The organism is Halobacillus halophilus DSM 2266 (genome assembly GCF_000284515.1).
GTDB lineage: Bacteria > Bacillota > Bacilli > Bacillales > Halobacillaceae > Halobacillus > Halobacillus halophilus.
On sequence record NC_017668.1, the window covers coordinates 616,748 to 642,486 of the forward strand.

Consider the following 25,739-nt stretch of genomic DNA (forward strand, 5'->3'; position numbering starts at 1 on the left):
GGAAGTGCGAGATGAGAAGGTTAACCTGGATGCTGCTGTTTGGTTGTGTGCTGATGCCTCTTCAGGCCTGTGCGGGCGAGGCTCCTCAGGCGCCGGCCCCTTCACCAGAAGCCCCTGATGGGGTTTCTACAGAAAACGAGACGCTTGAAGATGATGAGGATGTTTTTCCATTAACCGGAGAACCTGTGGAGGGAAAGGCGGATCATCGGGTGGTTTCTGTGATGATTAATAATCATACAAAAGCCCGGCCTCAATCCGGCTTAAGCCAGGCAGATATCGTCTTCGAAGTGTTGGCAGAGGCTCAAATCACCCGTTTTTTAGCTTTATTTCATAGTCAACTACCTGATACAATAGGACCAGTGAGAAGCGCCAGACCGTATTTTAATGAGCTGGCTTCTGGATTCGACGCACTGTATGTGTATCATGGAGCTTCTACAGCGATCAACCGTCATGTCGCTGAAAGCGGTCTCCCATACCTGGACGCAGCAGGCTATGATAACAACGGCTGGCTGTTTGAACGGTCCACTGCGAGAAAAGCTCCCCACAATTCCTATTTGCTGACGCAGGGTATTGAGCGGTTTATGAAAGAAAAGGGATACACAACCCCAGGTAGCATCGAGGCGTTACCTTTTGAAAAAGAAAACATTGAAAGTGCAGAAGGTACGCCCATTGATAAAGTAAACGTTATTTACTCCGAGCGTCCCGAAGAAACCGTTACTTATTCAGTTCGTGAGGCAGACGGAAACTTCGAGCGTTCGAGCGACGGAAAGCCCTCAGTCGATCACGAGAACGGCGAGCGGTTAGTTGTGGATAACGTTTGGATTGTTGAAACAAGACATACCATTATAGATTCACAAGGCCGGAGGGCGATAGATTTAACTTCCGGCGGAAACGGGTATCTATTACGAAAAGGGAAAATAATAGAGGCAGAATGGAAAAATGTGAACGGGCGGATCCTGCCTTATCGAGATGGACGTCCCATTCGCTTCACCCCGGGCAAAACCTGGGTGAATATTATCCCTGAACAAGCTAGAATAGAAACCACATATAGAAAGTAACCAAGGAGGAATCTTGACACATGCAGATTGATAAATTACGCGGGAAGACGCTGGATCAATTGTTCGAAGCGATTCTTTCTCTGCAGAATGTGGAAGAATGTTACGAGTTTTTTGATGACCTGGCGACAATGAATGAGGTTCAATCCCTGGCTCAGCGCCTGGAAGTTGCCCGTATGCTTAGAGATGGATATACGTATCATAAGATCGAAACGGAAACAGGTGCGTCCACGGCGACTATTTCACGTGTGAAGCGCTGTTTGAACTATGGAAACGACGCCTATACCCAGGCGCTTGATCGTGTTCAGGAGAAGAAAACGGAATAAATCAGCTGGAGCAGTCCAATTCGTATATTAAGTTGGGCTGTTTTTTTGTATGGGCGGTTTTAAAACTCTTTTTAAATCTCATAAAAGGCTTATTAAGCAATAGGGGCGGATAGTTGAAGACTCAGTTTCGAGATATTGGGTTAGTTTAAAGGTCCTGCGGGGGACGATTTCGCTTTCCGTGGGCATGTGCTGAGCCTCCTCAGTCTTCGACTTCCGGGGTCTCACTGATCATGTTTATCCCACAGGAGTCTTCATCGTCCCCCTTCGGACCTTACTGAAATGAGAGACTCGAAACATTGGCAAAAATCACTAGGATAGGAAATATGAAAATCATGCTATAAGTTCCTGCTTTCTCTTAGAAAAGGCCTGATACCAGTGGATTTAGAAAGGCTCAAGTCTAACACCTGCACTTCAAAAGAAGGGTCCTTTTCACCAAATAGAGTGGGGTGGTGGGGAAATGATGAGACTCCCACGGGAGAAGGAGCTAGGCTAGAACACCACAAGGAGTGAAAACGACTGAGGAGGCTTGCCAGTTCCCCCACAGGAAAGCGAGTTATTTCCCCACCAACCCTTATCCATCTAACGTAACGGACCCGAGTTATCTCGAAACTGAGTCTTCAACGAAAGGGAGCTTTACTGTAAGGTCAGCGGGGAGATTTTTAACAGAGTGGAACTTATATATAAAGATAGGAGTGTAGGTGATGAAGGCTGTGTTTGTGGATAAGTGGAACAATGAATATATGCCGAATCGAACAGACTGGAAGCCGAAAGAAGGTTTATTCCGGCTGAAGCCGTATCCGGTGAAATTCCCAATGAAGCAGATTAAAGATAGGCAGGCAACTATGTGGCGCTATCAGGAAGCTTTGCCTTTTGAGACCATAGATACATATACCTCTATAACCATGGGAGAAGGGATGACCCCGCTCGTCCCTCTGGATGCTGATCATCCAAACCTTTTGATGAAAATGGACTACCTCATGCCGACAGGTTCTTTTAAAGACCGCGGAGCTGCCGTGTTAATCGCAAAAGCGAAAGAACTCGGCGTATCCTCTGTCATTGCCGACAGCAGTGGGAATGCCGGGACAGCTATTGCCGCGTACAGCGCTAGAGCCGGTATAAGCTGCCATATCTATGTGCCAGATTCCACTTCTGAGAAAAAACTCGCTCAGATCGAAGCCCACGGAGCCCATATCCATAAGATTCCCGGGTCGCGTGAGGATACGGCTGAGGCCGCAAAACAAGCAGTGGAGAAAGAAAAACTCTATTACGCAAGTCACGTGTACAATCCATTTTTCTATGAAGGTACGAAAACATTTGCTTTTGAAATCTGGGAGCAGCTGGGGGAACAGGTGCCGGATTCCCTCATTCTTCCGGTCGGGAATGGGACACTTCTGCTGGGAGCCTATATTGGATTTCAGAATTTAAAAGAAGCCGGCGTTATCAAAAGCATGCCAAGAATAATTGGTGTCCAGTCCGAGGCCTGTGCACCGATTGCCCGTGCTTATACAAACGGTGAGCCCGTGAGTCCGGCAGAAAACAGAGGCACGCTGGCTGAAGGGATTGCCATTGCTGATCCCATGCGCGGGTCAGAGATTATAGAAGCGGTTAAAGATACGAAGGGCACCATCGTGACAGCGCCTGAGGAGGGCATAACGTCTGCAGGAGAGGAGCTTTCCGGAAAAGGTTTCTATGTAGAGCCGACAACCGCCGCTACGTATGCGGCTTATAAGCAGCATAAAGCAGAAATGGTCCCTCCCGATGAAACGGTTGTGATGGTGCTGTGCGGATCAGGCTTGAAGAAATAGCTTCTAAGCAGGGCGGGACAGGCATAGGCTAGAAGAAACCTGTCCGAAAAGGGGATTTTTATGATGAAATCCTTATTGAAAAAAGGCCTGATGATCCTGTTAGGAAGCTTATTTATTTCGCTTGGTATCAACTTTTTCCTCATGCCGGATCATGTGCTTGATGGGGGGATGATCGGACTTGGCCTGATTGCCAATTACGTGTGGGGGTTGAAAGTCGGTTTCACCATCATATTGTGCAGTATCCCGATTTTTACTATAGCTTGGTTCAGGTACCGCGCCTATTTTTATAACAGTCTCCATGGACTGCTCATCTCCTCTTTTTTTATTGATGTTCTTCATGGGCTCAGAGCCTATCACCTGCCGCTTGATCCTGCGCTCAGTTCCATCGTAGGCGGTGCGTTCGTAGGGGGAGGGATCGGACTGATGCTCCGTCATAAGACAAGCACTGGAGGAACGGACCTCCTTGCCCAGATGATTGCGGATATCTCGCGAATGAACGTTGGTTTTGTGATATTCTTTATCGATCTTATGATCATTGGGATAAGCGGCTATGTCTTCTCCATGGAAACGCTGCTGCTATCCACCATCACTATATTAAGCGTGGGCCTGGTGACGATGCTGTGCACGTCATCGCGTTTCTTCCCGAGTCGTTCAATTTTAGATTGAACGGCTTTTTTGTTTGGGTTAAAAAGTCCATCTATACGGGGGTCTGTGCTCTTAAGCCGGCAGACATAAAACATTCGCTAATTTATCTCCCTTATCCATTCAACCCAGTAAGCAAAGTTTGCTATAATAAGTGAATGGACAAAAGTTTTTTTGGAGGACGGAAATGAACAAACTGAGCGAGTGGAAGCATGTCTTCAAGCTGGATCCGCAAAAGACGTTGTCGGATCATGACCTGCAATTGATCTTGGAATCAGGTACGGATGCTGTGATTATCGGAGGCACGGACGGTGTAACCTTTGAAAATGTGAGTGATTTGTTTGATCGTGTCCAGCCCTATGACGTGCCGTGTCTGTTGGAAGTTTCAGATATAGAAGTAATTGCTCCTGAGTTTGATGGGTATCTCATTCCGATGGTGCTGAACAGCCGTGAGAAAAAATGGATGCTCGATATTCATCATCAAGCGGTGAAGGAGTATGGCGACATAATGGATTGGGATCAGATGGTGGTTGAAGGCTATTGCGTCTTAAATGAGGAAGCTAAAGTTTTCAAACACGCCGAATGTTATCTCCCTGATGAAGAGGATGTTCTCGCCTATGCAAGGATGGCTGAACATATGTTTCATTTGCCGGTTTTTTACTTAGAATACAGCGGCACTTACGGAGATCCTGAGCTTGTTAAAAAGATAACCAATGAATTACAACATACAACAGTCGTTTACGGCGGCGGTATCAGGTCCAGCGATCAGGCAGAAGAAATGAGTGCCTGTGCGGACGTGATCGTTGTCGGGAACGTACTGTACGAAGACCTTGACGCTGCCTTAAAGACCGTCAGCGCAGCCAAGAATTCTAATTTTTAATTAAGGATGGTGTACGATGGCACAAGCAATGAATGCCTTGATTAAAGGCTTGAACGAAGAACAACGAAATGCAGTGACCCATACAGAAGGACCTTTACTAATTATGGCAGGGGCAGGAAGTGGGAAGACCCGCGTTCTGACGCACCGGATTGCCTATTTATTAAGTGAAAAAGATGTAGCTCCCCGAAATATTCTTGCGATTACCTTTACGAATAAAGCTGCCCGTGAAATGAAGGATCGTGTAGAATCTCTCGTCGGAAAAGATGGAGAAAAGATCTGGATGTCCACCTTCCACTCCATGTGTGTAAGGATCTTAAGACGTGACATTGACCGGATCGGTTATGACCGGAACTTTTCAATCCTGGATTCGAGTGACCAGCTGTCTGTGATCAAGCAGGTATTGAAAGAATTGAATCTTGATCCAAAACGGTGGGATCCAAGAGCGATGCTCGGGGCGATCAGTAACTCGAAAAACGAACTGATGACGCCGGAAGACTATGAACAGAAAGCCGGCAGCATGCATGAAGAGCAGATTGCTAAGATTTATAAAGGCTATCAGAAGAAGCTTCGCAAAAATCAGTCGCTCGATTTTGACGATTTGATTATGCAGACCTTGTCTTTATTTGACCGCGTACCGGAAGTGCTGGAATATTACCAGCGCAGGTTCCAGTATATTCACGTCGATGAGTATCAGGATACGAACCATGCCCAGTATCAACTGGTGAAGCAGCTTGCAAGCAGGTATAAGAATCTGTGTGTGGTAGGGGATTCCGACCAGTCTATTTACGCCTGGCGCGGAGCGGACATTCAGAACATCCTCAATTTTGAGAGTGATTATCCGAATGCCCGGACGATTCTGCTTGAACAGAACTACCGCTCGACGGAACTGATTCTGAACGCAGCGAACAATGTGATTGATAATAACAGTGGACGTAAGCCGAAGCGGCTATGGACGGATAATGATGGCGGCGATAAAATCCATTACCATCAGGCGAATACGGAGCGTGAGGAAGCCTTGTTCGTGACGGATAAAATTGAGGATCTCATTAGACAGGGACGCTTTCAATATAAAGATGCAGCTATTCTATACCGTACGAATGCCCAGTCCCGTACCATTGAGGAGACCTTTGTAAAAGCCGGGGTACCTTACCAGATGATCGGCGGCACGAAGTTCTACGATCGTAAAGAGATCAAGGACATGCTGGCTTACCTGCGTCTGATCGCGAATCCAAATGATGACCTTAGCTTCCAGCGTGTGGTGAATGAACCGAAGCGCGGCGTCGGGAAGACGAGTATGGATAAAATGATGGCTTACGCGACTGACCATGACATTTCTTTATATGAAGCGGCAGCGGAAGTCGATTTTGTTGGCGTCAGTGCAAAAGCAGCCAAGGCGATCATGGCTTTCCGTAAAATGATCCAGAACTGGACCCAGCAGCAGGAATTTCTGTCGGCCACCGATATGGTCCAGGATGTTATTACGAAAACGGGATATGAAGAAATGCTGAGGAATGAGAAAAGTATAGAGGCGCAAAGCCGCCTTGAGAATATAGAAGAGTTCAAATCGGTTACAAAGAACTTTGAAGAAAACAGTGAAGATAAGACACTTATCGCCTTTTTAACAGATCTTGCCCTGATTGCGGATATCGATTCCATGAATGAAGACCCTAGTAGTGATGACACGGTTACGCTCATGACGCTTCACTCTGCCAAGGGACTGGAATTTCCGCTCGTATTCCTCATAGGGATGGAAGAGAATGTATTTCCGCACAGCCGGGCCCTGATGGAAGAATCGGAAATGGAAGAAGAGCGTCGTCTGGCTTATGTAGGCATTACCAGGGCAGAGAAACAGCTGTTCATTACCCATGCGAAAATGCGTACGTTATACGGCCGTACGAATATGAATCCGATCAGCCGTTTTATCAATGAAATCCCTGAGGACCTCGTAGAAGGTAAAGAACAGCCGGAAGAGCTGCCATTCTTCAATAAAAAACGCGAGCCTGCAGGAGCGCAGGGCCCTGCACCGCAGCAGAAGAAGCGGGCCGCGAAGAAAACGCAGCCGAAAGAATCTACAGGCGGGGAGAAAATCACCTGGAACCCTGGTGATAAAGCTGCCCATAAAAAATGGGGCGAAGGAACCGTCGTAAATGTACAGGGTGAAGGAGATGCAATGGAGCTTGATATTGCTTTTCCAGCTCCAACCGGTATTAAGCGACTACTCGCCCGGTATGCACCGATTACGAAAGCGTAAGGAAGTGGATGGTTATGAACGCAGATGAAGCAAAGAAAAAGATAGATACCCTAAGAGAAGAACTAGAACAATACCGCCATGAATATCATACGCTCGATGCTCCAAGCGTTCCTGACTACGAATATGATCAAAAAATGCAGGAGCTGATTGAGCTGGAGGAGGAGTTTCCTGATTTTCAAACAGCAGACTCTCCTTCTCAGCGTGTCGGCGGTGCGCCGCTCGATGCATTTGTAAAAGTGCAGCACGACGTGCCGATGCTGAGTCTTGGGAATGCATTTGACGACCAAGAACTGCGTGATTTCGACCGCCGGGTGCGCGGGGGAACGGATGAAGATGTGAGTTATGTATGTGAATTAAAAATTGACGGTCTTGCCGTTTCTCTCCGTTACGAGGATGGTGTGTTTGTCCGGGGAGCCACCCGAGGCGACGGGACGACCGGTGAAGATATTACGAAAAATCTCCGCACGATTCGGAATATACCACTCAGGCTGAAACAGCCGGAGACGCTTGAAGTCAGGGGAGAAGCGTATATGCCGAAGCCATCCTTCAACGCTTTGAATGAAGCGCGGGAAGAACGCGGGGACGAGCCTTTTGCCAATCCGAGAAACGCAGCGGCGGGATCCTTGCGCCAGCTTGATCCGAAAATTGCGGCGAAGCGTAATCTGGATATTTTTCTTTACGGTATTGGCCAATGGCAGGATGAGTCCTCCGAGGCCCATAGTGAACGTCTCGAGCAAATGGAGAAGCTCGGGCTTAAAACGAATCCGGAATGGAAAAAGTGTAACGATATCGAGGAAGTAATCGACTATGTTCATAGCTGGGTAGAAAAACGCCAGGACCTCGATTATGAAATTGACGGCATCGTCATTAAGGTGGATCGTCTGGATCAGCAGGACACGCTTGGCTTTACCGCTAAAAGCCCGCGCTGGGCGACGGCTTATAAGTTCCCGGCTGAAGAGGCGATTACGACTCTTAAAGATATTGAACTGAGTGTGGGCCGTACTGGAGTAGTGACGCCTACCGCCATTTTAGAACCGGTTAAAGTAGCGGGCACAACGGTTCAGCGCGCCTCTCTTCACAATGAGGACTTAATACGTGAGCGGGATATTCGGATCGGAGACACCGTGGTGATTAAAAAAGCCGGCGACATCATACCAGAGGTGGTTCGTGTTGTTGAGGACGAGCGTAGCGGTGAAGAGGAACCGTACCATATGCCGGAATTGTGCCCGGAATGCGAAAGCAAGCTCGTTCGTTTAGAAGAGGAAGTCGCCTTGCGCTGCATTAATCCGAACTGTCCGGCTCAGCTCAGGGAGGCCCTCATCCACTTCGTATCCCGCAATGCGATGGATATTGAAGGCCTTGGGGAGAAGGTCATCGCCCAGCTGTTTAGAGAAAAGCTGATTCATACGATCGCAGACCTGTATAAGCTGGAAGGCGAAGAACTGCTGAAGCTCGAACGTATGGGTGAAAAATCGGTCCAGAACTTATTAAATTCCATTGAAATCTCCAAGGAAAATTCAATGGAACGCTTGTTATTTGGGCTTGGTGTCCGCTATGTGGGCACAAAAGCGGCCAATACCCTTTCGCAGGAATTCGGACATATGGATGATTTAGCAGCGGCTGATGCGGAAGCGCTCGAAGGCATTCCAGAAATCGGCGAAAAAATGGCGGAATCGATCGCAAGATATTTTGATAAACCTCAGGTCATCCAGTTACTGGAAGAATTAAAGCAGCTGGGGATTAATATGGCTTACAAAGGAGCAAGGAAGCAGGAAGCACCTGCGGACTCTCCATTTGCGGATAAAACGATCGTCATTACAGGAAAGATGGAAGAATACAAACGCTCGGATATGAAAGGTATTGTGGAAGAGCTGGGTGGAAACGTCACGGGAAGTGTCAGTAAAAAGACGGATATCCTGATTGCTGGAGAAGATGCCGGTTCGAAATACACAAAAGCACAAGAGCTGGGTGTAGAGATATGGAACGAAGAGCAGTTTAAACAAGCGGTATCTCAGCCGGAGTAAAACAGAGAGGCGCCACTCCTCTAATGTAAACGAGTGGAGCTTTGGGGACAGGCAGGAAAGCCCGGCACAATTCACGGAAAGATCATCGTTTCACGTAATTACATGGGGAGTGGGATACATGAGGAAGTGGCACGCACTGTTGGTTGGTTCATTGCTTTTGGTTAGCGCGTGTACGCCAGTGTTTGATAATAAGGATGAAGTCATACAGGAAACAAAAGATAAAGACAGCAATCAGGCATCGATCGTTCCGAATCATAGTATATCGGAAGAAACATACCGCATGATTTTATCCGAAGACCGTTCGAAAGTATCAAAAGCCCGGTCGGTCACGGTGAATCAGATGGGGAACCGGATGGACATCTCCGAGTTTGAACAAGGCCTCAGGCGGCATTCTAAGGAATACTACGATCCGGAGGAATACTTTTTTCAGCCTGGACAGTTTATTAGCGGAGATACGCTGCTTGAAGAATGGCTGTCGAGATATGCAGAGGGAGGAAACGAAGACGGGTTAAATCCGGAACTTGATGAAGACGAGGCGACAGTGGAGCAGTTCCGTAAAAATCCTAAATATATATCGAACATTGTCGAGCAGGATTACCTCGTTAAAAAAGATGACGATGTCGTGGAATTGAAAGGGTTAACCATAGGCATTTCCTTGCGCACAGTTTATAACTTCACAGCTGAAGGAAGGAGTTATAAAGAAGATCATTCTACTGAAGAGCTATTGGAAAAAGGAAAAGAATATGCCGGAACGATTCTAAAGCGACTCAGAGAACGGGACGAGCTGAAGAACGTGCCGATCGTGTTTGCCCTTTATGAAGAGGAAGAAGCGAGTTCCAAAATTCCTGGTCAATTTATGAGCAAAACCATGGTGAAAGGCTCTTCCTCATCCATTGGTGACTGGAAAGACATTAATGAAAAACACGTCCTTTTCCCTTCGAAGGAAGCGGAGAATGACTACTTTGAAGATTCGCAGATCTTTTCTGATTTCAGAGAAGATGTATCCGATTACTTCCCGAACTTCGTAGGGATGATTGCCAACGGATTTTATGTGGATAATGAACTTCAGCAAGTGTCTATTGATATTCCGATCCAGTTCCGCTCCCAGTCAGAAGTCGTCGGATTCACTCAGTATGTGTACGGTCTAGTCGTCGAGATGTTCCCGGACCACTATGATGTAGAAGTCAAAATAAACAGTATGGACCAACAGGAAAGCCTCATTGTCCAACAGGCAGGCAAAGAGGAACCTTTCGTTCATATCTATGAATAAATATCTTGGGCCGCGTGGATGCTAAACATCGACGCGGCTTTTTTGTATTTAGAGATATGCAAATTTCGAGCAAATTCGATTTACTATACTTATATGGACGAAAATTTGCTATGTGAAGAGTTGTGTTTAGTTTAAGTATTCAAATTAAACTAAATCAGATTATTTGCGGTTATTTGATTTGTGGAAGAGATGAAGTTGCGGTAAAATAAGCTTTGGAAAAGCCGTGGTAATTTTCGAAAAATTATTCGGCGTCTGTATGTATTTATTCCTTTAGGAGGCGGGTAACCATGGTGGTCCCTTACAAACATGAACCATTTACCGATTTCAGTATTGAAGAAAATCGCAGAGCACTTGAATCTGCTATTAAGCAGGTGGAAGCAGAGTTAGGAAAGACGTACCCTTTGATTATCGGCGGCGAACGGATTATGACCGATGACAAAATCGAAGTGGTGAATCCAGCAGATAAGAAAGAAGTGATTGGGTACGTCGCAAAAGCGAACCAGGATCTCGCAGAAAAAGCGCATAGAATTGCAGACGAGACCTTTAGCTGGTGGCGCAAAACAAAAGCTTCGTTCCGTGCTGACATCTTATTCCGTGCCGCAGCCATCGTCCGCCGGCGTAAGCATGAGTTTACAGCTCACCTCGTTAAAGAAGGCGGAAAGCCCTGGAAAGAAGCAGACGCCGATACAGCGGAAGCTATTGACTTTATGGAGTTCTACGCCCGTCAGATGCTCGATATTGATAAAGGCGTAGAAATCAATTCCCGTCCGATCGAAAATAACCGATTCCACTACATCCCGCTTGGTGTAGGCGTGGTTATTTCTCCGTGGAACTTTTTGTTTGCGATCATGTGCGGTACGACGACCGCAGCCATGGTCTCCGGAAACACAGTTTTACTCAAACCAGCAAGCTCCACACCTATTATTGCTTATAAAATGATGGAGGTGCTTGAGGAAGCCGGTCTTCCCGCCGGAGTCATCAATTACATTCCCGGCAGTGGAAAAGAAGTGGGCGATTACCTTGTTGACCACCCTCGGACTCGATTTATCAGTTTCACTGGATCCCGTGAAGTCGGTACCCGGATCTTCGAACGCGCGGCCAAAGTGCATGAAGGTCAAAAGTGGCTGAAGCGCACCATCATCGAAATGGGCGGAAAAGATACAATTATCGTTGATAAAGATTCCGATTTGGAACTGGCCGCTGACGCTATTACTTATTCTGCTTTTGGCTTTTCCGGTCAAAAATGTTCAGCATGTTCCCGTGTGGTGGCCCATGAAGCTGTGTACGATGAACTGCTCGATCGTGTCGTTCAGAAAACAAAGAATGAAGTAAGTCATGGTAACCCTGCAGATAACCGCTCTTACATGGGGCCGGTCATCGATCAGGGGGCTTATGACAAGATTCTCAACTATATTGAGATCGGCAAAAAAGAAGGAAAACTGATGGCGGGAGGAAAAGGCGATGACAGTAAAGGCTGGTTCATTGAGCCAACCGTCTTCGCAGATCTTGATCCTGACAGTACGATTATGCAGGAAGAAATCTTTGGTCCTGTGTTAGGGTTTATGAAAGCTTCTTCTTTTGATGAAGCATTGGAAATTGCCAACAACACAGATTATGGGCTTACCGGTGCTGTCATTACCAATAACCGTCAGCACATTGAGAAGGCGAGAGAAGATTTCCACGTTGGAAACTTATACTTTAACCGCGGATGTACGGCTGCGATTGTCGGCTACCATCCATTTGGAGGCTTTAACATGTCCGGCACCGACTCCAAAGCTGGTGGACCTGACTACTTGTATCATCATATGCAAGGAAAAACCACATCTGAAATGCTGTAAATCATAATTAAACCCATTCTCTGCGATAAAAAAAGCAGAGAATGGGTTTTTTTTAGAAAATGGAGCATACTACATGTAGCTGCAAATAAGAAGAAAAAGATAAAAAATGGTAAAACCACCAATAAGAATTAAAAAATTTTAATGAATGTTTATAGTGAATTCATTGGATATGTGTATATAAATACAACATTTGTGCATATAAATCCATAATCGATAATATGTCTCAATTTTTGCAATGTTCTTGTAATTATACTATGATATAGTTGTACTTGTGTTTGACTTTTGAGACTTCTATGACTTATGTATCACAAGTAAAAACTATTGCATAGGAGTGCATATTACGACATACAGGAGGTGAAAATGTGTTTGAACTAGCGACTGCAGCTGCTTCATATTCCATTTCAGGGGCAACCTGGTTTTGGTTGTTTGTCCCTATGCCTATCTTAATTATCTTATCCATTATTACATTATTTACTGAGAGGAGCGACTAAAAAAACATGAGTACAGCAACGTTAATAACGTTTATTATTTATCTAATTGGTATGCTTGGTATCGGTTTTGCCGCATATCGTTTAACAAGTGATTTATCTGACTATGTATTGGGCGGCCGCCGTCTCGGTCCAGGAGTAGCCGCACTGAGTGCCGGTGCCTCCGACATGAGTGGCTGGTTGCTATTAGGTCTTCCAGGTGCTATTTACGCATCCGGTTTATCTGAAGCGTGGATTGGTGTAGGTCTCGCTATTGGTGCTTATCTAAACTGGCAGTTTGTTGCCCGCCGCCTGCGTGTCTTTACAGAAGTGGCGAACGATTCCATTACGGTACCGGACTATCTTGAAAACCGTTTCCGTGATAAATCTCACGTTCTGCGTGTTATTTCCGCAGCCGTTATCTTATTATTCTTCACATTCTACACCTCTTCCGGTATGGTTGCCGGCGCGAAGCTGTTCGAAGCTTCCTTTGCATTAAGTTATACACAAGCTCTTTGGCTCGGAGCTATTGTAACGATATCATATACATTCCTTGGAGGATTCCTGGCTGTAAGCTGGACAGACTTTGTTCAGGGTATCCTTATGTTCCTTGCTCTAATTGCCGTGCCAATTGTAGCTATCTCTGAACTTGGCGGCTGGAACAACGCTGTCGATGCTGTTGGTCAAATCGACCCGGCTCACTTGAACATGGTACAGGGTGTAGGCGCATTAGCTATTATTTCATCTCTGGCCTGGGGTCTTGGTTATTTCGGGCAGCCTCACATTCTTGTACGTTTTATGGCCCTTCGTTCACCTAAAGATGTTCCGAAAGCCCGCTTTATCGGTGTAGGCTGGATGGTTCTAGGTCTTTACGGGGCGATCTTCACAGGTCTTGTTGGACTTGCTTACATTAACACAGCTGATGTGAGTGATTTGAGCACGTTCAACGCAGAAGTTATGAGTGAAGGCGGCGTACAGATGCTTGCCGATGCTGAGAAGATCTTCATTACCTTCTCACAAATTCTATTCCACCCAATCATTGCAGGTATCCTGCTTGCAGCTATTCTGTCTGCAATCATGAGTACGATTGACTCTCAGCTGCTTGTATCTTCTTCTGCTCTTGCAGAGGACTTCTATAAAGCGCTGTTCCGTCCAAACGCAACTGAGCGTGAGCTTGTATGGGTTGGACGTGTTGCGGTTGCCGGTATCGCCTTAATTGCCGTATTGATTGCCGGAAACCCGGACAGTTCTGTACTTGATCTTGTATCGTATGCCTGGGCAGGATTCGGTGCCGCATTCGGTCCGATCATCATCTTGTCCTTGTTCTGGAAAGGCATTACCCGTAACGGTGCACTTGCCGGTATTATTGTCGGTGCGGTAACCGTTGTTATATGGGGTGACTTCCTGAGCGGCGGTATCTTTGATCTTTATGAAATCGTACCTGGTTTCATCTTGAACTTAATTGTAGCGGTTGCAGTTAGTGCTGCAGGTGAACCACCGAAAGAAATTATTGAAGAATTTGATGAAGCAGCCCGTCGTTAATTAGATGAGTCTGCTAAAAAGATCTCCGGACTTCCGGAGATCTTTTTTTGTTTCGCTCTTTTAAAGTCTAATGTTGATTTTTAGTAAAAGACTTGTTAAAGAAAAGGGCCGGATTGGAAGACTCAGTTTCGAGACAAATCGTGGTCCGTCACTTAAAAGGTATAGGGTTGGTGGGGAAATAACTCGCTTTCCTATGGGGGAACGGTGAGCTTCCTCGCTCGTTTCACTCCCTGCGGGATCTCACCTAGTTCCTTCTCCCATGGGAGTCTCGCCATTTCCCCACCAACACAGCCACGGAAGAATAACGGACTCTTCCAGAAGAGATAATGCTCTCCTTCTAAATAGGTCCTAAATGCTTCTATAACAAGCTTGTTCACATCGTTCTAGCATGAAAATACAGTCCTCATCCCATACTTTTTTCTCACCAAGCAAACGGTGTTTTGGTGGTTTCGAGTTTCTGATCTGGATAGGTTCGGAGGGGGACGATGTAGACTCCTGTGGGATGAACATGATCGGTAAGATCCCGGAAGGCGAAGCCTGAGGAAGCTTACCACATGCCCGCGGAAAGCGAAATCGTCCCCCTCCGGACCTTCCGCTCAACAAACACCTCGAAATCAATTCTTCAAGTAATGGGAACGTTACTTATATATCAACAAGGAACACTGACAGAGCTTTTAATTTATATATCATAAGTGGTTACAAGTATTTTTCCGACATCATAATGAGCGGATCTCAAAAAGGTTCGTTAGACAAGCTGGGCTAAGGAAAGGTTTAATATTAGGAAGACCGGCGCACGCTAAGACAGCCGGAGAACATTTATGTTAAGATAAGAAGGGTAAAAATAGCGCACGTTGATTCATAAGCCGTATATTTGGTATGATCATATATTATGTGAGATCGAAATGGAGGTCGCATTATGTCAAGAATTAGTAAAGACGAAGTGAAGCACGTAGCCAACCTGGCACGCCTTGCTATCTCAGAAGACGAAGCCGATACATTCACCAAACAGCTCGACGATATTATTACGTATGCCGAGCAGCTGAATGAACTCGACACAGAGGGAGTAGCTCCTACCACCCACGTACTGGATCTGAAGAATGTCTTACGTAAAGACGAGCCTAAAGAATGGTTGAACAAAGAAGATGTACTTAATAACGCACCCGAGCACAAAGATGGACAATTCAAAGTGCCATCGGTACTGGAATAGGAGGTTTGATCATGTCTCTATTTGACTATACATTACGTGAGCTTCAAGAGAAGCTACATAATCAGGAAATCCGAGTAACGGATCTTGTAGACGAGTCGTATAAACGAATTGAAGAGGTAGACGGGCAAGTGAAGGCTTTCTTAACGCTAAATGAAGAAGCCGCCCGCGCCCAGGCTGCAGAACTCGATCAGCAGCGAGGCGACAGCGCCGCTAAACTGTTCGGTCTGCCAATTGGTGTAAAGGACAACATCGTAACCAAAGGTCTCCGCACCACAGCCGGAAGCCAGATTCTAAGTAATTTTAACGACCCATTGTACGATGCTACGGTCGTCAATAAGTTGAATGACGCGAAGTCCATTACCATTGGTAAACTCAACATGGACGAGTTTGCTATGGGTTCTTCTAATGAAAACTCAAGCTACGACGCGGTCCGTAACCCTTGGAATACGGATTACGTTCCAGGCGGATCAAGCGGTGGCTCAGCAGCGGCTGTAGCTGCTGGAGAAGTTCCTTATTCACTCGGTTCCGATACCGGCGGATCGATCCGTCAGCCCGCCGCTTACTGCGGGGTTGTCGGCTTGAAACCAACGTATGGCCGTGTCTCCCGTTTCGGTTTAGTCGCTTTTGCTTCCTCTTTGGATCAAATCGGTCCAATAACACGCAATGTGGAAGACAACGCGTTCTTGCTTGAAACCATTGCCGGACACGACAAGATGGATTCGACATCAGCGAACGTTGAGGTTCCAAATTACAGTGAAGCTCTGACAGGCGACGTCAAAGGACTGAAAATCGCTGTACCAAAAGAATACCTTAATGAAGGTGTATCTTCTGAAGTGAAAGAAGCCGTTCAAGCCGCACTTAAGAAATATGAAGAGCTTGGAGCAACTTGGGAAGAAGTATCTCTTCCTCACTCCAAATACGCTCTATCCACGTACTACTTGATCGCATCATCCGAAGCTTCTGCCAACCTGGCCCGTTTTGACGGAGTCCGTTACGGCAAGCGCGCGGAAGATGCGGAAACCATGCTCGACATGTTCAAGCGCTCCCGTGCTGAAGGCTTCGGTGACGAAGTGAAACGCCGGATTATGCTTGGAACGTTCGCGCTAAGCTCCGGTTACTACGATGCTTATTATAAAAAAGCTCAGCAGGTACGTACGCTGATTAAGAACGATTTTGAAAAAGTGTTCGCAGATTACGACGTAATTATCGGGCCAACCACGCCTACACCAGCCTTTAAAATAGGCGATAAAGTCGATGATCCGATGACGATGTATGCGAACGATATCCTGACGATCCCTGTGAACCTGGCAGGTGTTCCGGGTATTTCGATTCCATGCGGTTTCTCATCCAATGGTCTTCCGATCGGTCTGCAAATCATCGGAAACCACTTTGATGAAAGCAGTGTGTATCGTACCGCTCATGCCTTCGAACAGGCTACTGAATTCCATAAACAACGCCCGTCCCTTGGAGGTGCGCGCTCATGAATTTTGAAACAATAATTGGCCTAGAGGTCCACGTAGAATTAAAAACGGCATCTAAAATCTTCAGCCCGTCCCCGAACATGTTCGGAGACGAGCCGAATACGAACGTAAACCCGATTGACCTCGGTTACCCGGGCGTATTGCCTGTATTGAACGAAGAAGCCGTCAACTATGCGATGAAAGCCGCAATGGCTCTGAATTGTGATATCGCGACGGACACGAAATTCGATCGTAAAAACTATTTCTATCCGGACAACCCGAAAGCGTATCAGATTTCCCAATTTGATCAGCCAATCGGGGAAAACGGCTATATTGATATTGAAGTGGATGGCGAGAAAAAACGGATCGGCATTACGCGTCTTCACATGGAGGAAGATGCCGGTAAGCTGACCCACAGTGATGATGGTTACTCCCTTGTGGACTACAACCGTCAGGGTACACCGCTTGTCGAAATCGTATCCGAGCCGGACATCCGTTCACCAAAAGAAGCCTACGCGTACCTGGAAGCTTTGAAAAATATCATCCAGTACACGGGCGTTTCTGATTGTAAAATGGAAGAAGGTTCACTCCGTTGTGATGCCAACCTGTCGATCCGCCCGATCGGTCAGGAAGAGTTCGGTGTGAAGACCGAGCTTAAGAACTTGAACTCTTTCTCTTTCGTACAAAAAGGACTTGAGTTTGAAGAAGTGCGCCAGCAGAAAGAACTGCTTTCCGGTGGAGAAATCCTTCAGGAAACACGCCGTTATGATGAGCAGACAAAAGAAACCATTCTTATGCGTGTGAAAGAAGGTTCTGATGATTACCGTTACTTCCCAGAGCCGGATCTTGTGCCTCTGCATATTGATGAAGCCTGGAAACAGCGCATTTTCGATCAGATTCCTGAGCTTCCAGCTGCTCGTAAGAAGCGTTATATCGAAGAACTTGATCTTCCGGAATACGATGCGATGGTGCTTACCAATAACAAAGAACTATCCGACTTCTTTGAAGAAACCATTGCTGAGGGAGCCGATATTAAACAGGCATCCAACTGGCTGATGGGTGAAGTTTCCGCTTATATGAACAAGAACTATAAAGAGCTTCATGAGCTTGCCCTTACACCAGCTTCACTCGCGAAAATGATCAAGCTGATCGAAGACGGCACGATTTCGTCCAAGATCGCTAAGAAAGTCTTCAGCGAACTGGTTGAAAAAGGCGGCGATCCAGAGAAAATTGTTAAAGATAGAGGACTCGTCCAAATTTCCGATGAAGGTCAGTTGACCGAAATCGTAACGACCATTCTGGATAACAATCCACAGTCCATTGAGGACTATAAGAACGGTAAAGATAAAGCGCTCGGATTCCTTGTCGGTCAAGTAATGAAAGAAACCAAAGGTCAGGCCAACCCACCGATGGTAAACAAAATTATTTTGGCTGAAATGGAGAAGCGTTAAAGCCTGCCAATAGGTTAAGCGAAAGCACGCACGGCGATTGGTGCGTGCTTTCGTATGGATGAGGAAAACCCATCATATACTATAAAAAGTGTTTTCAAATTCAGGAAAAAGAGCTATGATGTTCTATGGAACAAGCCTGGATGAGGGGGTCATACCATGAAACGTGCTCGAATAATTTATAACCCGACCTCTGGGAGAGAACTCATTCGTAAAGTCCTCCCTGATATTCTGCAGCGGTTTGAACAAACCGGCTACGAAACATCGACACATGCAACCACCCGTGCCGGGGATGCGATCGAAGCTGCAAAATACGCTGTGGATCGGGAGTTTGATGTAGTCGTTGCTGCCGGCGGGGATGGAACCATTAATGAAGTGATTAATGGTCTTGCCGAACAGGACCACAAACCGAAGCTCGGGATCATTCCAGTCGGGACAACTAACGATTTTGCACGTGCGTTAAATATACCAAGGAACATTCATAAGGCCGTCGATATCATTCTGGAAGAACACACCCAGCCACTTGATATCGGCCGCGTGAACGGTCATTATTTCATGAACATTGCCGGGGGAGGAAAGATCACCGAGGTTTCCTATGAAGTCCCGAGCAAGCTGAAAACCATGATCGGGCAGCTGGCCTATTATCTTAAAGGAATTGAAATGCTGCCTTCGATCCGTCCGACACGCGTCGAAATAGAGTATGACGGCAAATGGTATGAAGGAGAGATCATGTTATTTCTCGTTTCCAATACCAACTCCGTCGGCGGCCTGGAGAAACTGGCTCCATCGGCCCGCATGGATGATGGATTGTTCGACTTAATGATTATTGAAAAAATGAACATTGCCGAATTCGTCCGTCTCGCCACACTCGCGATTCAAGGCAACCATTTGAACCATCCGAAATTCATTCACACCACCGCAAGCCGCGTGAAAGTGAAGACGGATGAGAAAATGCAGTTGAACATTGATGGTGAGTTCGGCGGCATGATGCCGGGAGAATTTGTGAATCTATACCGCCACCTGGATTTCTTCCTACCGAAGGATAAATTTCCAGGCGAATTAGAAGAATCGTGAAGCGCTGCTGTCCTATCCGGGGCAGCGGCGTTTTCTAATGGTTTCATGAAACACTAGGATTTGTGATAAACTACGAACACAGAGTCTAACTAGAAAAGGACGGATGAATGATGGCGAAACCAAAGCCGCCCGTACAGAAAAACCAGACCATACACCTGACGTTTGAGGATTTAACCCATGAAGGCAATGGGGTAGGGAAAGTGGATGGCTATCCGCTCTTCGTACCGTATGGTCTTCCCGGGGAAGAAGCCGAAGTAAAAGTCGTCAAAGTGAAAAAGAACTTTGGCTTCGGCAAGCTCGTGAAGGTAAAAGAAGAAAGCGAAGACCGTGTTGAGCCGCCATGTGATGTGTATTACCAGTGCGGCGGCTGCCAGCTGCAGCATATGAGCTATAGCATGCAGCTTGAGATGAAGCACAATCAGGTGAAAAACGCGATGAAGAAAATCGGACACCTCGAACACGTTCCTGTCCACGAAACGATCGGAATGGCCGACCCGTGGCGCTACCGTAATAAAATTCAAATTCCCGTCGGACAAAAAGAAGACGGAAAGCTCAAGACCGGCTTTTACCAGAAGCGCAGCCACAACATTATCGATATGGATACGTGTATTATCCAGGATGAGCTGAACGACCGCATGGTGGAAACCGTAAGGCGTATTGCCACGGAACTAGGGATCTCAGCTTATGATGAAGACACCCATCGCGGTACGCTGCGTCATATTATGGTCCGCACCGGGCAGACAACAAAAGATATTATGATTGTGCTCGTAATGAAAACCAAGAACCTGCCCGAAAAGGACAAGTTGATTGATGAAATCCGAGACGCCTTCCCAAGCGTTAAGTCAATCGTGCATAACGTGAACAATCAGAAGACAAATGTGATTCTCGGCAAAGAAACCAAGGTTATCTGGGGCGACGAATACATCTACGATATGATCGGCGATATTAAATTTATGATCTCACCAAAATCGTTCTATCAGGTCAACCCTACCCAGACGAAGAACCTATATGACAAAGCGCTCGAATACGCTGACCTTAGAGGCGGCGAAACCGTCATTGACGCTTACTGCGGCATCGGTACGATCTCTCTTTTCCTCGCACAAAAAGCGAAGAAAGTGTACGGCGTCGAAGTCGTTCCCGAAGCCGTCACCGACGCGAAGAAAAATGCCCGCCTGAATAAAATGGACAACGCTGAATTTTACGTAGGACAAGCCGAAGAGCTGATGCCATGGTGGCGCAACCAGGGGCTCCGTCCGGACGTGATCGTGGTCGATCCACCGCGTAAAGGCTGTGATGAAGAACTGCTTAAAGCCATGCTTGATATGGAACCGGAGCGTATCGTCTATGTATCGTGTAACCCTTCAACGCTCGCGCGTGATTTACGTGTGCTTGAGGATGGAGGATATGCGACACAGGAGGTTCAGCCGGTGGATATGTTCCCGCAGACGAGTCATGTGGAGTGCGTTACGTATTTAACCCCTAAGGTATAGGGTTTTAGAAGAGGAAAACACGTGAGTGGTCACATTTTGACCACTCATATGTTTTTTCTGAGGTAATTTCCGAATTTTTGAGCGGATTCATCTTTCATATTATCGGTAACATGAGCATAAATATCGCCAGTGGTTTTAATACTCTTATGACCCAAGCGATCTTGGACATCTTTTAATGAGTTACCGGCTTCAAGCATGAGTGAAGCGTGAGTATGCCTTAAATCATGAATTCGAATTTTGGTCACTTCTGCTTTTTTAATGAGGCGGTTGAATATAGTGGTCAGTGTTCTAGGATAAATAGGGCGGCCATCTTCTCTACAAAAGACTAGATCGTAATTTTGATCGTATTCCCTACCTAACATCAGTTTGAATTCACTCTGTCTGGTTTTGTGCTGTCTTAATTCTTTTGAAACATAATCATCTATTTTGATTGTCCGATAAGAGGCTTCATTTTTCAGTTCCCCAAAGCGAAATCCGTCTTTATCGTAGATGAGATTACGTTTGACCTCAATTAACTCATTTTCTAAATCAATGTCTTCCCACTTTACCCCCAGTAATTCACCTCTTCGAAGTCCAGTATAGATAAATGTTAAAAATACGGAATAGTAATTTTCATTTTCGTACTTTGCAAAATGAAGGAATCGTTCGATTTCATCAACAGACCAAGTTGTTTGTTTTCTTCTTCGTCCTCTTGGAATATCAACCTTTTCCATAGGATTACGTGAAAGCACCTCCCACTCCACAGCTTTCTTTAATGCACCGTATAAAATAACAGAAATATATTCTACATATCTCTCAGAAAGTCCATCATCCAGTAGTTCGTTAATGTACTTCTGGGCCATAGGGGCGGTAATGGAAGAAATCTGTAAATGTCCAAGCTGGGGAAGAAGTCGGTAATCAATAGCGCGTTTATAACTAACAAATGTAGTATCCCGTAAATTACGTTTTCCATAAAGTTCTAACCACTGATTCATATACTCTGCAAGAGTCAGCTTGGAATCATTAATGAACTGATTATTATTAAGCTCGTGTTGAATTTGGGTGATTGCTGCTTCAGCTTCTGATTTTGTTGCAAACCCTCTACGAACTACCTGTTTCCGTTTGCCAGTACGGGGATCTCGGCCGGCTTCGACCGTAACCTTCCATGTATAGCCTTTCTTACTCTTCGCTTTTACTTTTTTTATAGATGCCATTGGGGATAGATACCTCCTCATCGATACATTACTATATTTATAGCTTTAATTAGGGTACAAAAAATTGTTGCTATTACTCATTTGGGAGTGAATCCATTGATTTTCATAGCGTCGAAGTCTTTCAGCGGCGAATGCAATTGTCACATTAAAAATTTCAGCGACATTTCTAATAGCTTCTTTCTTACTAAAGGGGAGGTCCAATTTTTTCAACATAAATGTTGGGATGCAAAAATGAAGTGCAAAATTACTTGCTTGAGATTCTTGTAAATTTGTGAATTCTAACGGAAGAAATAACTGATTGCCCGAGTGGCGCAGTACATGACAAACTTCGTGTGAAAACTTCTCCCATAACTCAGGTTTAGTTAAGTTTATATTCAACTTTATTGTGCTTCCTTGATAATGTGTTGGTTGTTCAGAAAAAGTAAGATCAACACCTAATCGTCCAGCTATATTAAATAAGTCGAGTTGAAAAGGAGTGCTAACACCAATCCTTAATAGTAATTTTTTTATGTAATCTTCTAAGTGGGTAGTTTGATAATAAGTCATAATAAGTACCTCCAATCAAAGAACGTATGTTCGCCTTTATTGTAAAATAAAAAACGTGCAATTGCACGCTAAAATATTTCATGTTTACTGCTCGGTATGGTTTTCGGTTCTTGGTTCGGGATTTGAATTGTTCTTATTAGGTTGTTCCTTCTCTGGCGGGTTAAACAAAAAGATTATTGATATTGCGACTGCTAACACTATAAATATCATTGATATTATAGTGTTTCTATAAAGTTTATAAGTGCCTTCAAATTTCAAAATCGAAGGTTCAATATGTTTTGTTTTTATTTCATCAATTTTTTCTTGTTTAAGAGTAGTAAACTCGAAGCTATACGCATCGAAAGCCTCCCTTAGTTCGGTTCCTTTATCTTTATAATTTCTTCGGTTGACTAAAAAACTTATAAGAAAATAAACGCCATGCAGAACTAGTACAATGGAAGCCAGCCACTTTCCGCCCCTTGTGTAAAGAATGAAAGATGATAGAGCTGCCGTTATTATCCCAATGATAATTATGTTAATTTGCTGAGTGATTTTATCAGTATGCTCTTTTATTTTTAATCCTGATTCATAAGCCTCTTTTATAATATCTTTTCTGCTATTAAAAAATTTTTCGATTGTATTTTGAACATATGCAGAAAAATGATCAATAACAGTTTCGTGGATACGGTTAATGTTTTCATCTAGTGCCTTAAGTGTATCTTTATCATTTTGATAAAGAGAAATAACATTACGTGCGATTTCAACTTTATCAAAATATTTCTCTTTATCGAAAATAAATTCGAACAGCAAGAAGTATAACTTATGATTTTTTGGTGAGAAAGGGGTGGTGCTTATTAAATCAATTGTCTGATAGCCAGTGAAGATATGATTATTGTTCTTTTCTTTATTTGCTAACAATTTTGTAATTGATTTAAATAACGCAAAATTAAAAGATGAAGCCACTAAATCATCATCAATGTCATTATGAAAAAAAAGCTCATTTGGAAGAGGATGGTGATACTCTTCGATACTACTCATATTATTGATAATATACTTATAATCGCTAAGTTTTTTTTGAGAAGCTTCTGAGATAATACTGTGAGAATAACTAGGCTTATAATCTTCTAGAGGTACTAATGTAAGGTATTCGTTCTCTAATATGTTACTTATCGGTAAGAACACAATCGACTTCTTGTCATTATTGACTTTAATGAACTTGAAGTTATCACTTACGATTTCATTGCAAAATTTGCTTTTATAAAAAAAAACTAGTCCGTTCGAAAATTGTTTGTTCAGATTTATTCTTACAGTACAATCCTCTTTTAAATATTTATAATTAGAAATGAATTGAGATCTAGAATAATTTCTAGCATTTTTATAGTTAACATTAAAATTGAGTTGGACATCATCAATAAGGGATTTTAGATCAATGTTTTCTGCTATACTGTAAATTTCATCTGGAGAAGCAGAAAACTCTAAAGTTATCTTTAGTGAATCTTCAGTAATATGCTCGTCTTTGAGGGAAGGAATAGTATTTATAAGATTTACAAATTTATTTACAACAGTCATTATTCTACCTCCCTCTGAAAATCACTTGTACTTTTGATTTAGCTGTTTATGTATTTCAAGTTTAAAAGGTACTTTATTAGGGTCATTAATCCTTACCACATCCCCCAAAATGTTTATAGGAAATTCTAGTTTAATGTCTTTTTCATCACTTGTAAATACGACAGTCGTAGCTTCTTTCTCAACTTGAAAGTTAAAATGGTACTTATCATATTCCTCTCTAAAAGATTGTTTAAAACTTTCAATATATTCTTCCCTCTGTTTTTCGTTTTCCATGTAAGGTTGAATAAGCTCTTCAAGGGCGTGATCTAAATCAATTTGCCGACCATTTCTAAAAGTTTTATCTACTTCTAAGTGAAATTCGATATCTTCTTTGCCTGGTGCAATGTTCGGTGCTTCATCGTAGAGTTTTGAGATCACTCTTTCTGACATAATTCTATTATTTAATAACTCATTTGCTTGTAAGAATGTATTCATAAAAAACTTTGATATACCTCTTGGACCTCTTTGTCTGTCAAGAACATATAGGTCTGCTTCCGATCCTTCTGCAAAAGGGGGTAATTTAATAAAAGCACATTTGTGCAAGCGGTCTTCAGGTTTTGGTAATATATTGTCTTGAATTGAGAGCTCTAAAGTCGTCTTGTCTATTTGAATTCCACTACTTGGATCCATTTTTAGAATACCAAGGTAGTTGATTTGATTTAGATCATATATGATAAAAAAGATGGTACCACTACTATTAGAACTAGTAGACTTAATTGCCCTATGTAAATCTTGCGTCATTTCCTTAGTTACAGTAACAAAAGTTTCTTGATCTGTTATGCTTTCATTTATTCTAATTGATTGATTCTTTACTTTGGCTCCCTCTTCAAACTCACAAGTCTTTATTTGTTTAGCATTCAAAGAGACGTTTATGTGATCTTTAAAAAACTTGAGAATTTTTGTTGGTATAGCAGTAAGGTTCAATATTCTATCAAAAAGAGTTGGCGATTCTAATTCAGTATTTATATCGTGAGCAATAATTTGTTTAATATTAATATCTGACATTATTTTACCTCCTTATTTTATGTAATGTACCCAAAATTAACCAACAGTGTATAAAATTAAAACACGCCTCTCGACGTGTTACTTATCTTGTTTATTCCTCTCTTTGGCCCGGTGCAATACATATTCAAAATGCTTTTTCACATCCTCAATATCCTCACGGGAAAGTTGCTTCCATTTTTCTATATCGTAAAACCCAAAGTCCATATCCTGCATGTTGTTATCAATCATAAACTGTTTGAGTTCTTCAAGCGGGTCGAAGTCATCTACGTTCTGGTTTGGGTCGTTTGATCGGCCAAGTAGGTAGTCGGTGGTTACATTATAAAAATCAGCTAGTTTGTCTAAGGTTTCATAGTCAGGTTGCCTAGTACCTTGTTCATAATTAGCATACTTTCCTCTTGAGAAATTCAACTTTTCTGCTAGCTCATATTGACTTAGACCACTTGATTTTCTTAATTGAACAAGTCTTTTTCTTAGCACTAGAACCCCTCCTATAAAATAAATTATAGAAACAATAAGTTTCTATTTCTACAAATGACACAATAAGTTTCTAAAATCTATTGACAGAAACAAAACGTTTCTGTATATTTGTGATTAACAAAGAAACAAATCGTTTCTGAAAAGGGATGTGA

At 44.0% G+C, this 25,739-nt stretch carries 21 protein-coding genes; 16 read left to right on the forward strand and 5 right to left on the reverse strand.

Annotation, left to right across the window (positions count from 1 at the left end; translation table 11 throughout):
• Window positions 1–11 precede the first annotated feature (11 nt).
• The 16 genes from HBHAL_RS03105 (at window position 12) to rlmD (ending at window position 20,779) form a co-directional block, all read left to right on the forward strand.
• Window positions 12–1,058, forward strand: coding sequence for a DUF3048 domain-containing protein (locus HBHAL_RS03105; protein ID WP_014641878.1), 1,047 nt, complete (start codon window positions 12–14; stop codon window positions 1,056–1,058).
• 20 nt (window positions 1,059–1,078) lie between these two features.
• Window positions 1,079–1,381: a YerC/YecD family TrpR-related protein gene (locus HBHAL_RS03110; RefSeq protein ID WP_014641879.1), complete on the forward strand. Its 303-nt coding sequence runs from the start codon at window positions 1,079–1,081 to the stop codon at window positions 1,379–1,381.
• Between the two features lie 701 nt (window positions 1,382–2,082).
• Window positions 2,083–3,186, forward strand: coding sequence for a threonine synthase (gene thrC / locus HBHAL_RS03115; RefSeq protein ID WP_014641880.1), 1,104 nt, complete (start codon window positions 2,083–2,085; stop codon window positions 3,184–3,186).
• A 60-nt stretch (window positions 3,187–3,246) separates the two neighbouring features.
• Window positions 3,247–3,852, forward strand: a complete 606-nt coding sequence (locus tag HBHAL_RS03120) for a YitT family protein (RefSeq protein ID WP_014641881.1) — start codon at window positions 3,247–3,249, stop codon at window positions 3,850–3,852.
• Window positions 3,853–4,015: 163 nt separating this feature from the next.
• On the forward strand, window positions 4,016–4,708 hold the full coding sequence (gene pcrB, locus HBHAL_RS03125; RefSeq protein WP_014641882.1) for a heptaprenylglyceryl phosphate synthase: 693 nt from the start codon (window positions 4,016–4,018) through the stop codon (window positions 4,706–4,708).
• 16 nt (window positions 4,709–4,724) lie between these two features.
• Entirely contained in the window at window positions 4,725–6,959 is a 2,235-nt protein-coding gene (pcrA, locus tag HBHAL_RS03130; RefSeq protein ID WP_014641883.1) for a DNA helicase PcrA, read from the forward strand.
• Window positions 6,960–6,973: 14 nt separating this feature from the next.
• On the forward strand, window positions 6,974–8,983 hold the full coding sequence (gene ligA, locus HBHAL_RS03135) for an NAD-dependent DNA ligase LigA (protein WP_041601174.1): 2,010 nt from the start codon (window positions 6,974–6,976) through the stop codon (window positions 8,981–8,983).
• Window positions 8,984–9,101: 118 nt separating this feature from the next.
• Window positions 9,102–10,253: a CamS family sex pheromone protein gene (locus HBHAL_RS03140; RefSeq protein ID WP_014641885.1), complete on the forward strand. Its 1,152-nt coding sequence runs from the start codon at window positions 9,102–9,104 to the stop codon at window positions 10,251–10,253.
• 287 nt (window positions 10,254–10,540) lie between these two features.
• Window positions 10,541–12,091: an L-glutamate gamma-semialdehyde dehydrogenase gene (gene pruA / locus HBHAL_RS03145; protein WP_014641886.1), complete on the forward strand. Its 1,551-nt coding sequence runs from the start codon at window positions 10,541–10,543 to the stop codon at window positions 12,089–12,091.
• Window positions 12,092–12,453: 362 nt separating this feature from the next.
• Window positions 12,454–12,582 (forward strand): hypothetical protein, encoded by a 129-nt coding sequence (locus HBHAL_RS21915; RefSeq protein ID WP_014641887.1) that lies wholly within the window; start codon window positions 12,454–12,456, stop codon window positions 12,580–12,582.
• Between the two features lie 6 nt (window positions 12,583–12,588).
• Window positions 12,589–14,100, forward strand: a complete 1,512-nt coding sequence (gene putP, locus HBHAL_RS03150) for a sodium/proline symporter PutP (protein WP_014641888.1) — start codon at window positions 12,589–12,591, stop codon at window positions 14,098–14,100.
• A gap of 916 nt (window positions 14,101–15,016) precedes the next feature.
• On the forward strand, window positions 15,017–15,307 hold the full coding sequence (gene gatC / locus HBHAL_RS03160) for an Asp-tRNA(Asn)/Glu-tRNA(Gln) amidotransferase subunit GatC (protein WP_014641890.1): 291 nt from the start codon (window positions 15,017–15,019) through the stop codon (window positions 15,305–15,307).
• Between the two features lie 11 nt (window positions 15,308–15,318).
• Window positions 15,319–16,791: an Asp-tRNA(Asn)/Glu-tRNA(Gln) amidotransferase subunit GatA gene (gatA, locus tag HBHAL_RS03165; protein WP_014641891.1), complete on the forward strand. Its 1,473-nt coding sequence runs from the start codon at window positions 15,319–15,321 to the stop codon at window positions 16,789–16,791.
• Window positions 16,788–18,218: an Asp-tRNA(Asn)/Glu-tRNA(Gln) amidotransferase subunit GatB gene (gatB, locus tag HBHAL_RS03170; protein WP_014641892.1), complete on the forward strand. Its 1,431-nt coding sequence runs from the start codon at window positions 16,788–16,790 to the stop codon at window positions 18,216–18,218. The genes gatA and gatB overlap by 4 nt, the downstream gene beginning before the upstream one ends.
• Window positions 18,219–18,374: 156 nt before the next feature.
• On the forward strand, window positions 18,375–19,289 hold the full coding sequence (locus tag HBHAL_RS03175; RefSeq protein WP_014641893.1) for a diacylglycerol kinase: 915 nt from the start codon (window positions 18,375–18,377) through the stop codon (window positions 19,287–19,289).
• A 110-nt stretch (window positions 19,290–19,399) separates the two neighbouring features.
• The gene (gene rlmD, locus HBHAL_RS03180) at window positions 19,400–20,779 is read left to right on the forward strand and encodes a 23S rRNA (uracil(1939)-C(5))-methyltransferase RlmD (RefSeq protein ID WP_041601175.1); all 1,380 of its coding nucleotides are present in this window, start codon (window positions 19,400–19,402) and stop codon (window positions 20,777–20,779) included.
• 44 nt (window positions 20,780–20,823) lie between these two features.
• On the opposite strand, the gene HBHAL_RS03185 is transcribed toward rlmD, so the two are convergent.
• The 5 genes from HBHAL_RS03185 to HBHAL_RS03205 form a co-directional block, all read right to left on the reverse strand.
• The gene (locus HBHAL_RS03185; protein ID WP_014641895.1) at window positions 20,824–21,972 is read right to left on the reverse strand and encodes a site-specific integrase; all 1,149 of its coding nucleotides are present in this window, start codon (window positions 21,970–21,972) and stop codon (window positions 20,824–20,826) included.
• Window positions 21,973–22,017: 45 nt separating this feature from the next.
• A complete protein-coding gene (locus HBHAL_RS03190) occupies window positions 22,018–22,518 on the reverse strand; it encodes an ImmA/IrrE family metallo-endopeptidase (protein WP_041601176.1) in 501 nt (166 codons plus the stop codon).
• A gap of 84 nt (window positions 22,519–22,602) precedes the next feature.
• Window positions 22,603–24,066, reverse strand: coding sequence for a hypothetical protein (locus tag HBHAL_RS03195; protein ID WP_014641896.1), 1,464 nt, complete (start codon window positions 24,064–24,066; stop codon window positions 22,603–22,605).
• 21 nt (window positions 24,067–24,087) lie between these two features.
• Complete coding sequence (locus tag HBHAL_RS03200; protein ID WP_014641897.1) at window positions 24,088–25,110, reverse strand: nucleoid-associated protein; 1,023 nt, start codon at window positions 25,108–25,110, stop codon at window positions 24,088–24,090.
• A 78-nt stretch (window positions 25,111–25,188) separates the two neighbouring features.
• Window positions 25,189–25,587: a helix-turn-helix domain-containing protein gene (locus tag HBHAL_RS03205; protein ID WP_014641898.1), complete on the reverse strand. Its 399-nt coding sequence runs from the start codon at window positions 25,585–25,587 to the stop codon at window positions 25,189–25,191.
• Window positions 25,588–25,739 lie beyond the last annotated feature (152 nt).

Bases quoted from the DNA above. Each gene is read 5' to 3' on its own strand.
- gatA (WP_014641891.1), top strand. From the start codon at position 15,319: ATGTCTCTATTTGACTATACATTACGTGAGCTTCAAGAGAAGCTACAT.
- HBHAL_RS03195 (WP_014641896.1), bottom strand. From the start codon at position 24,066: ATGACTGTTGTAAATAAATTTGTAAATCTTATAAATACTATTCCTTCC.
- HBHAL_RS03120 (WP_014641881.1), top strand. From the start codon at position 3,247: ATGATGAAATCCTTATTGAAAAAAGGCCTGATGATCCTGTTAGGAAGC.
- HBHAL_RS03140 (WP_014641885.1), top strand. From the start codon at position 9,102: ATGAGGAAGTGGCACGCACTGTTGGTTGGTTCATTGCTTTTGGTTAGC.
- HBHAL_RS03110 (WP_014641879.1), top strand. From the start codon at position 1,079: ATGCAGATTGATAAATTACGCGGGAAGACGCTGGATCAATTGTTCGAA.
- pcrA (WP_014641883.1), top strand. From the start codon at position 4,725: ATGGCACAAGCAATGAATGCCTTGATTAAAGGCTTGAACGAAGAACAA.
- HBHAL_RS03185 (WP_014641895.1), bottom strand. From the start codon at position 21,972: ATGGCATCTATAAAAAAAGTAAAAGCGAAGAGTAAGAAAGGCTATACA.
- ligA (WP_041601174.1), top strand. From the start codon at position 6,974: ATGAACGCAGATGAAGCAAAGAAAAAGATAGATACCCTAAGAGAAGAA.
- HBHAL_RS03105 (WP_014641878.1), top strand. From the start codon at position 12: ATGAGAAGGTTAACCTGGATGCTGCTGTTTGGTTGTGTGCTGATGCCT.
- putP (WP_014641888.1), top strand. From the start codon at position 12,589: ATGAGTACAGCAACGTTAATAACGTTTATTATTTATCTAATTGGTATG.
- gatB (WP_014641892.1), top strand. From the start codon at position 16,788: ATGAATTTTGAAACAATAATTGGCCTAGAGGTCCACGTAGAATTAAAA.
- pcrB (WP_014641882.1), top strand. From the start codon at position 4,016: ATGAACAAACTGAGCGAGTGGAAGCATGTCTTCAAGCTGGATCCGCAA.
- rlmD (WP_041601175.1), top strand. From the start codon at position 19,400: ATGGCGAAACCAAAGCCGCCCGTACAGAAAAACCAGACCATACACCTG.
- pruA (WP_014641886.1), top strand. From the start codon at position 10,541: ATGGTGGTCCCTTACAAACATGAACCATTTACCGATTTCAGTATTGAA.
- HBHAL_RS03200 (WP_014641897.1), bottom strand. From the start codon at position 25,110: ATGTCAGATATTAATATTAAACAAATTATTGCTCACGATATAAATACT.
- gatC (WP_014641890.1), top strand. From the start codon at position 15,017: ATGTCAAGAATTAGTAAAGACGAAGTGAAGCACGTAGCCAACCTGGCA.
- thrC (WP_014641880.1), top strand. From the start codon at position 2,083: ATGAAGGCTGTGTTTGTGGATAAGTGGAACAATGAATATATGCCGAAT.
- HBHAL_RS03175 (WP_014641893.1), top strand. From the start codon at position 18,375: ATGAAACGTGCTCGAATAATTTATAACCCGACCTCTGGGAGAGAACTC.
- HBHAL_RS03190 (WP_041601176.1), bottom strand. From the start codon at position 22,518: ATGACTTATTATCAAACTACCCACTTAGAAGATTACATAAAAAAATTA.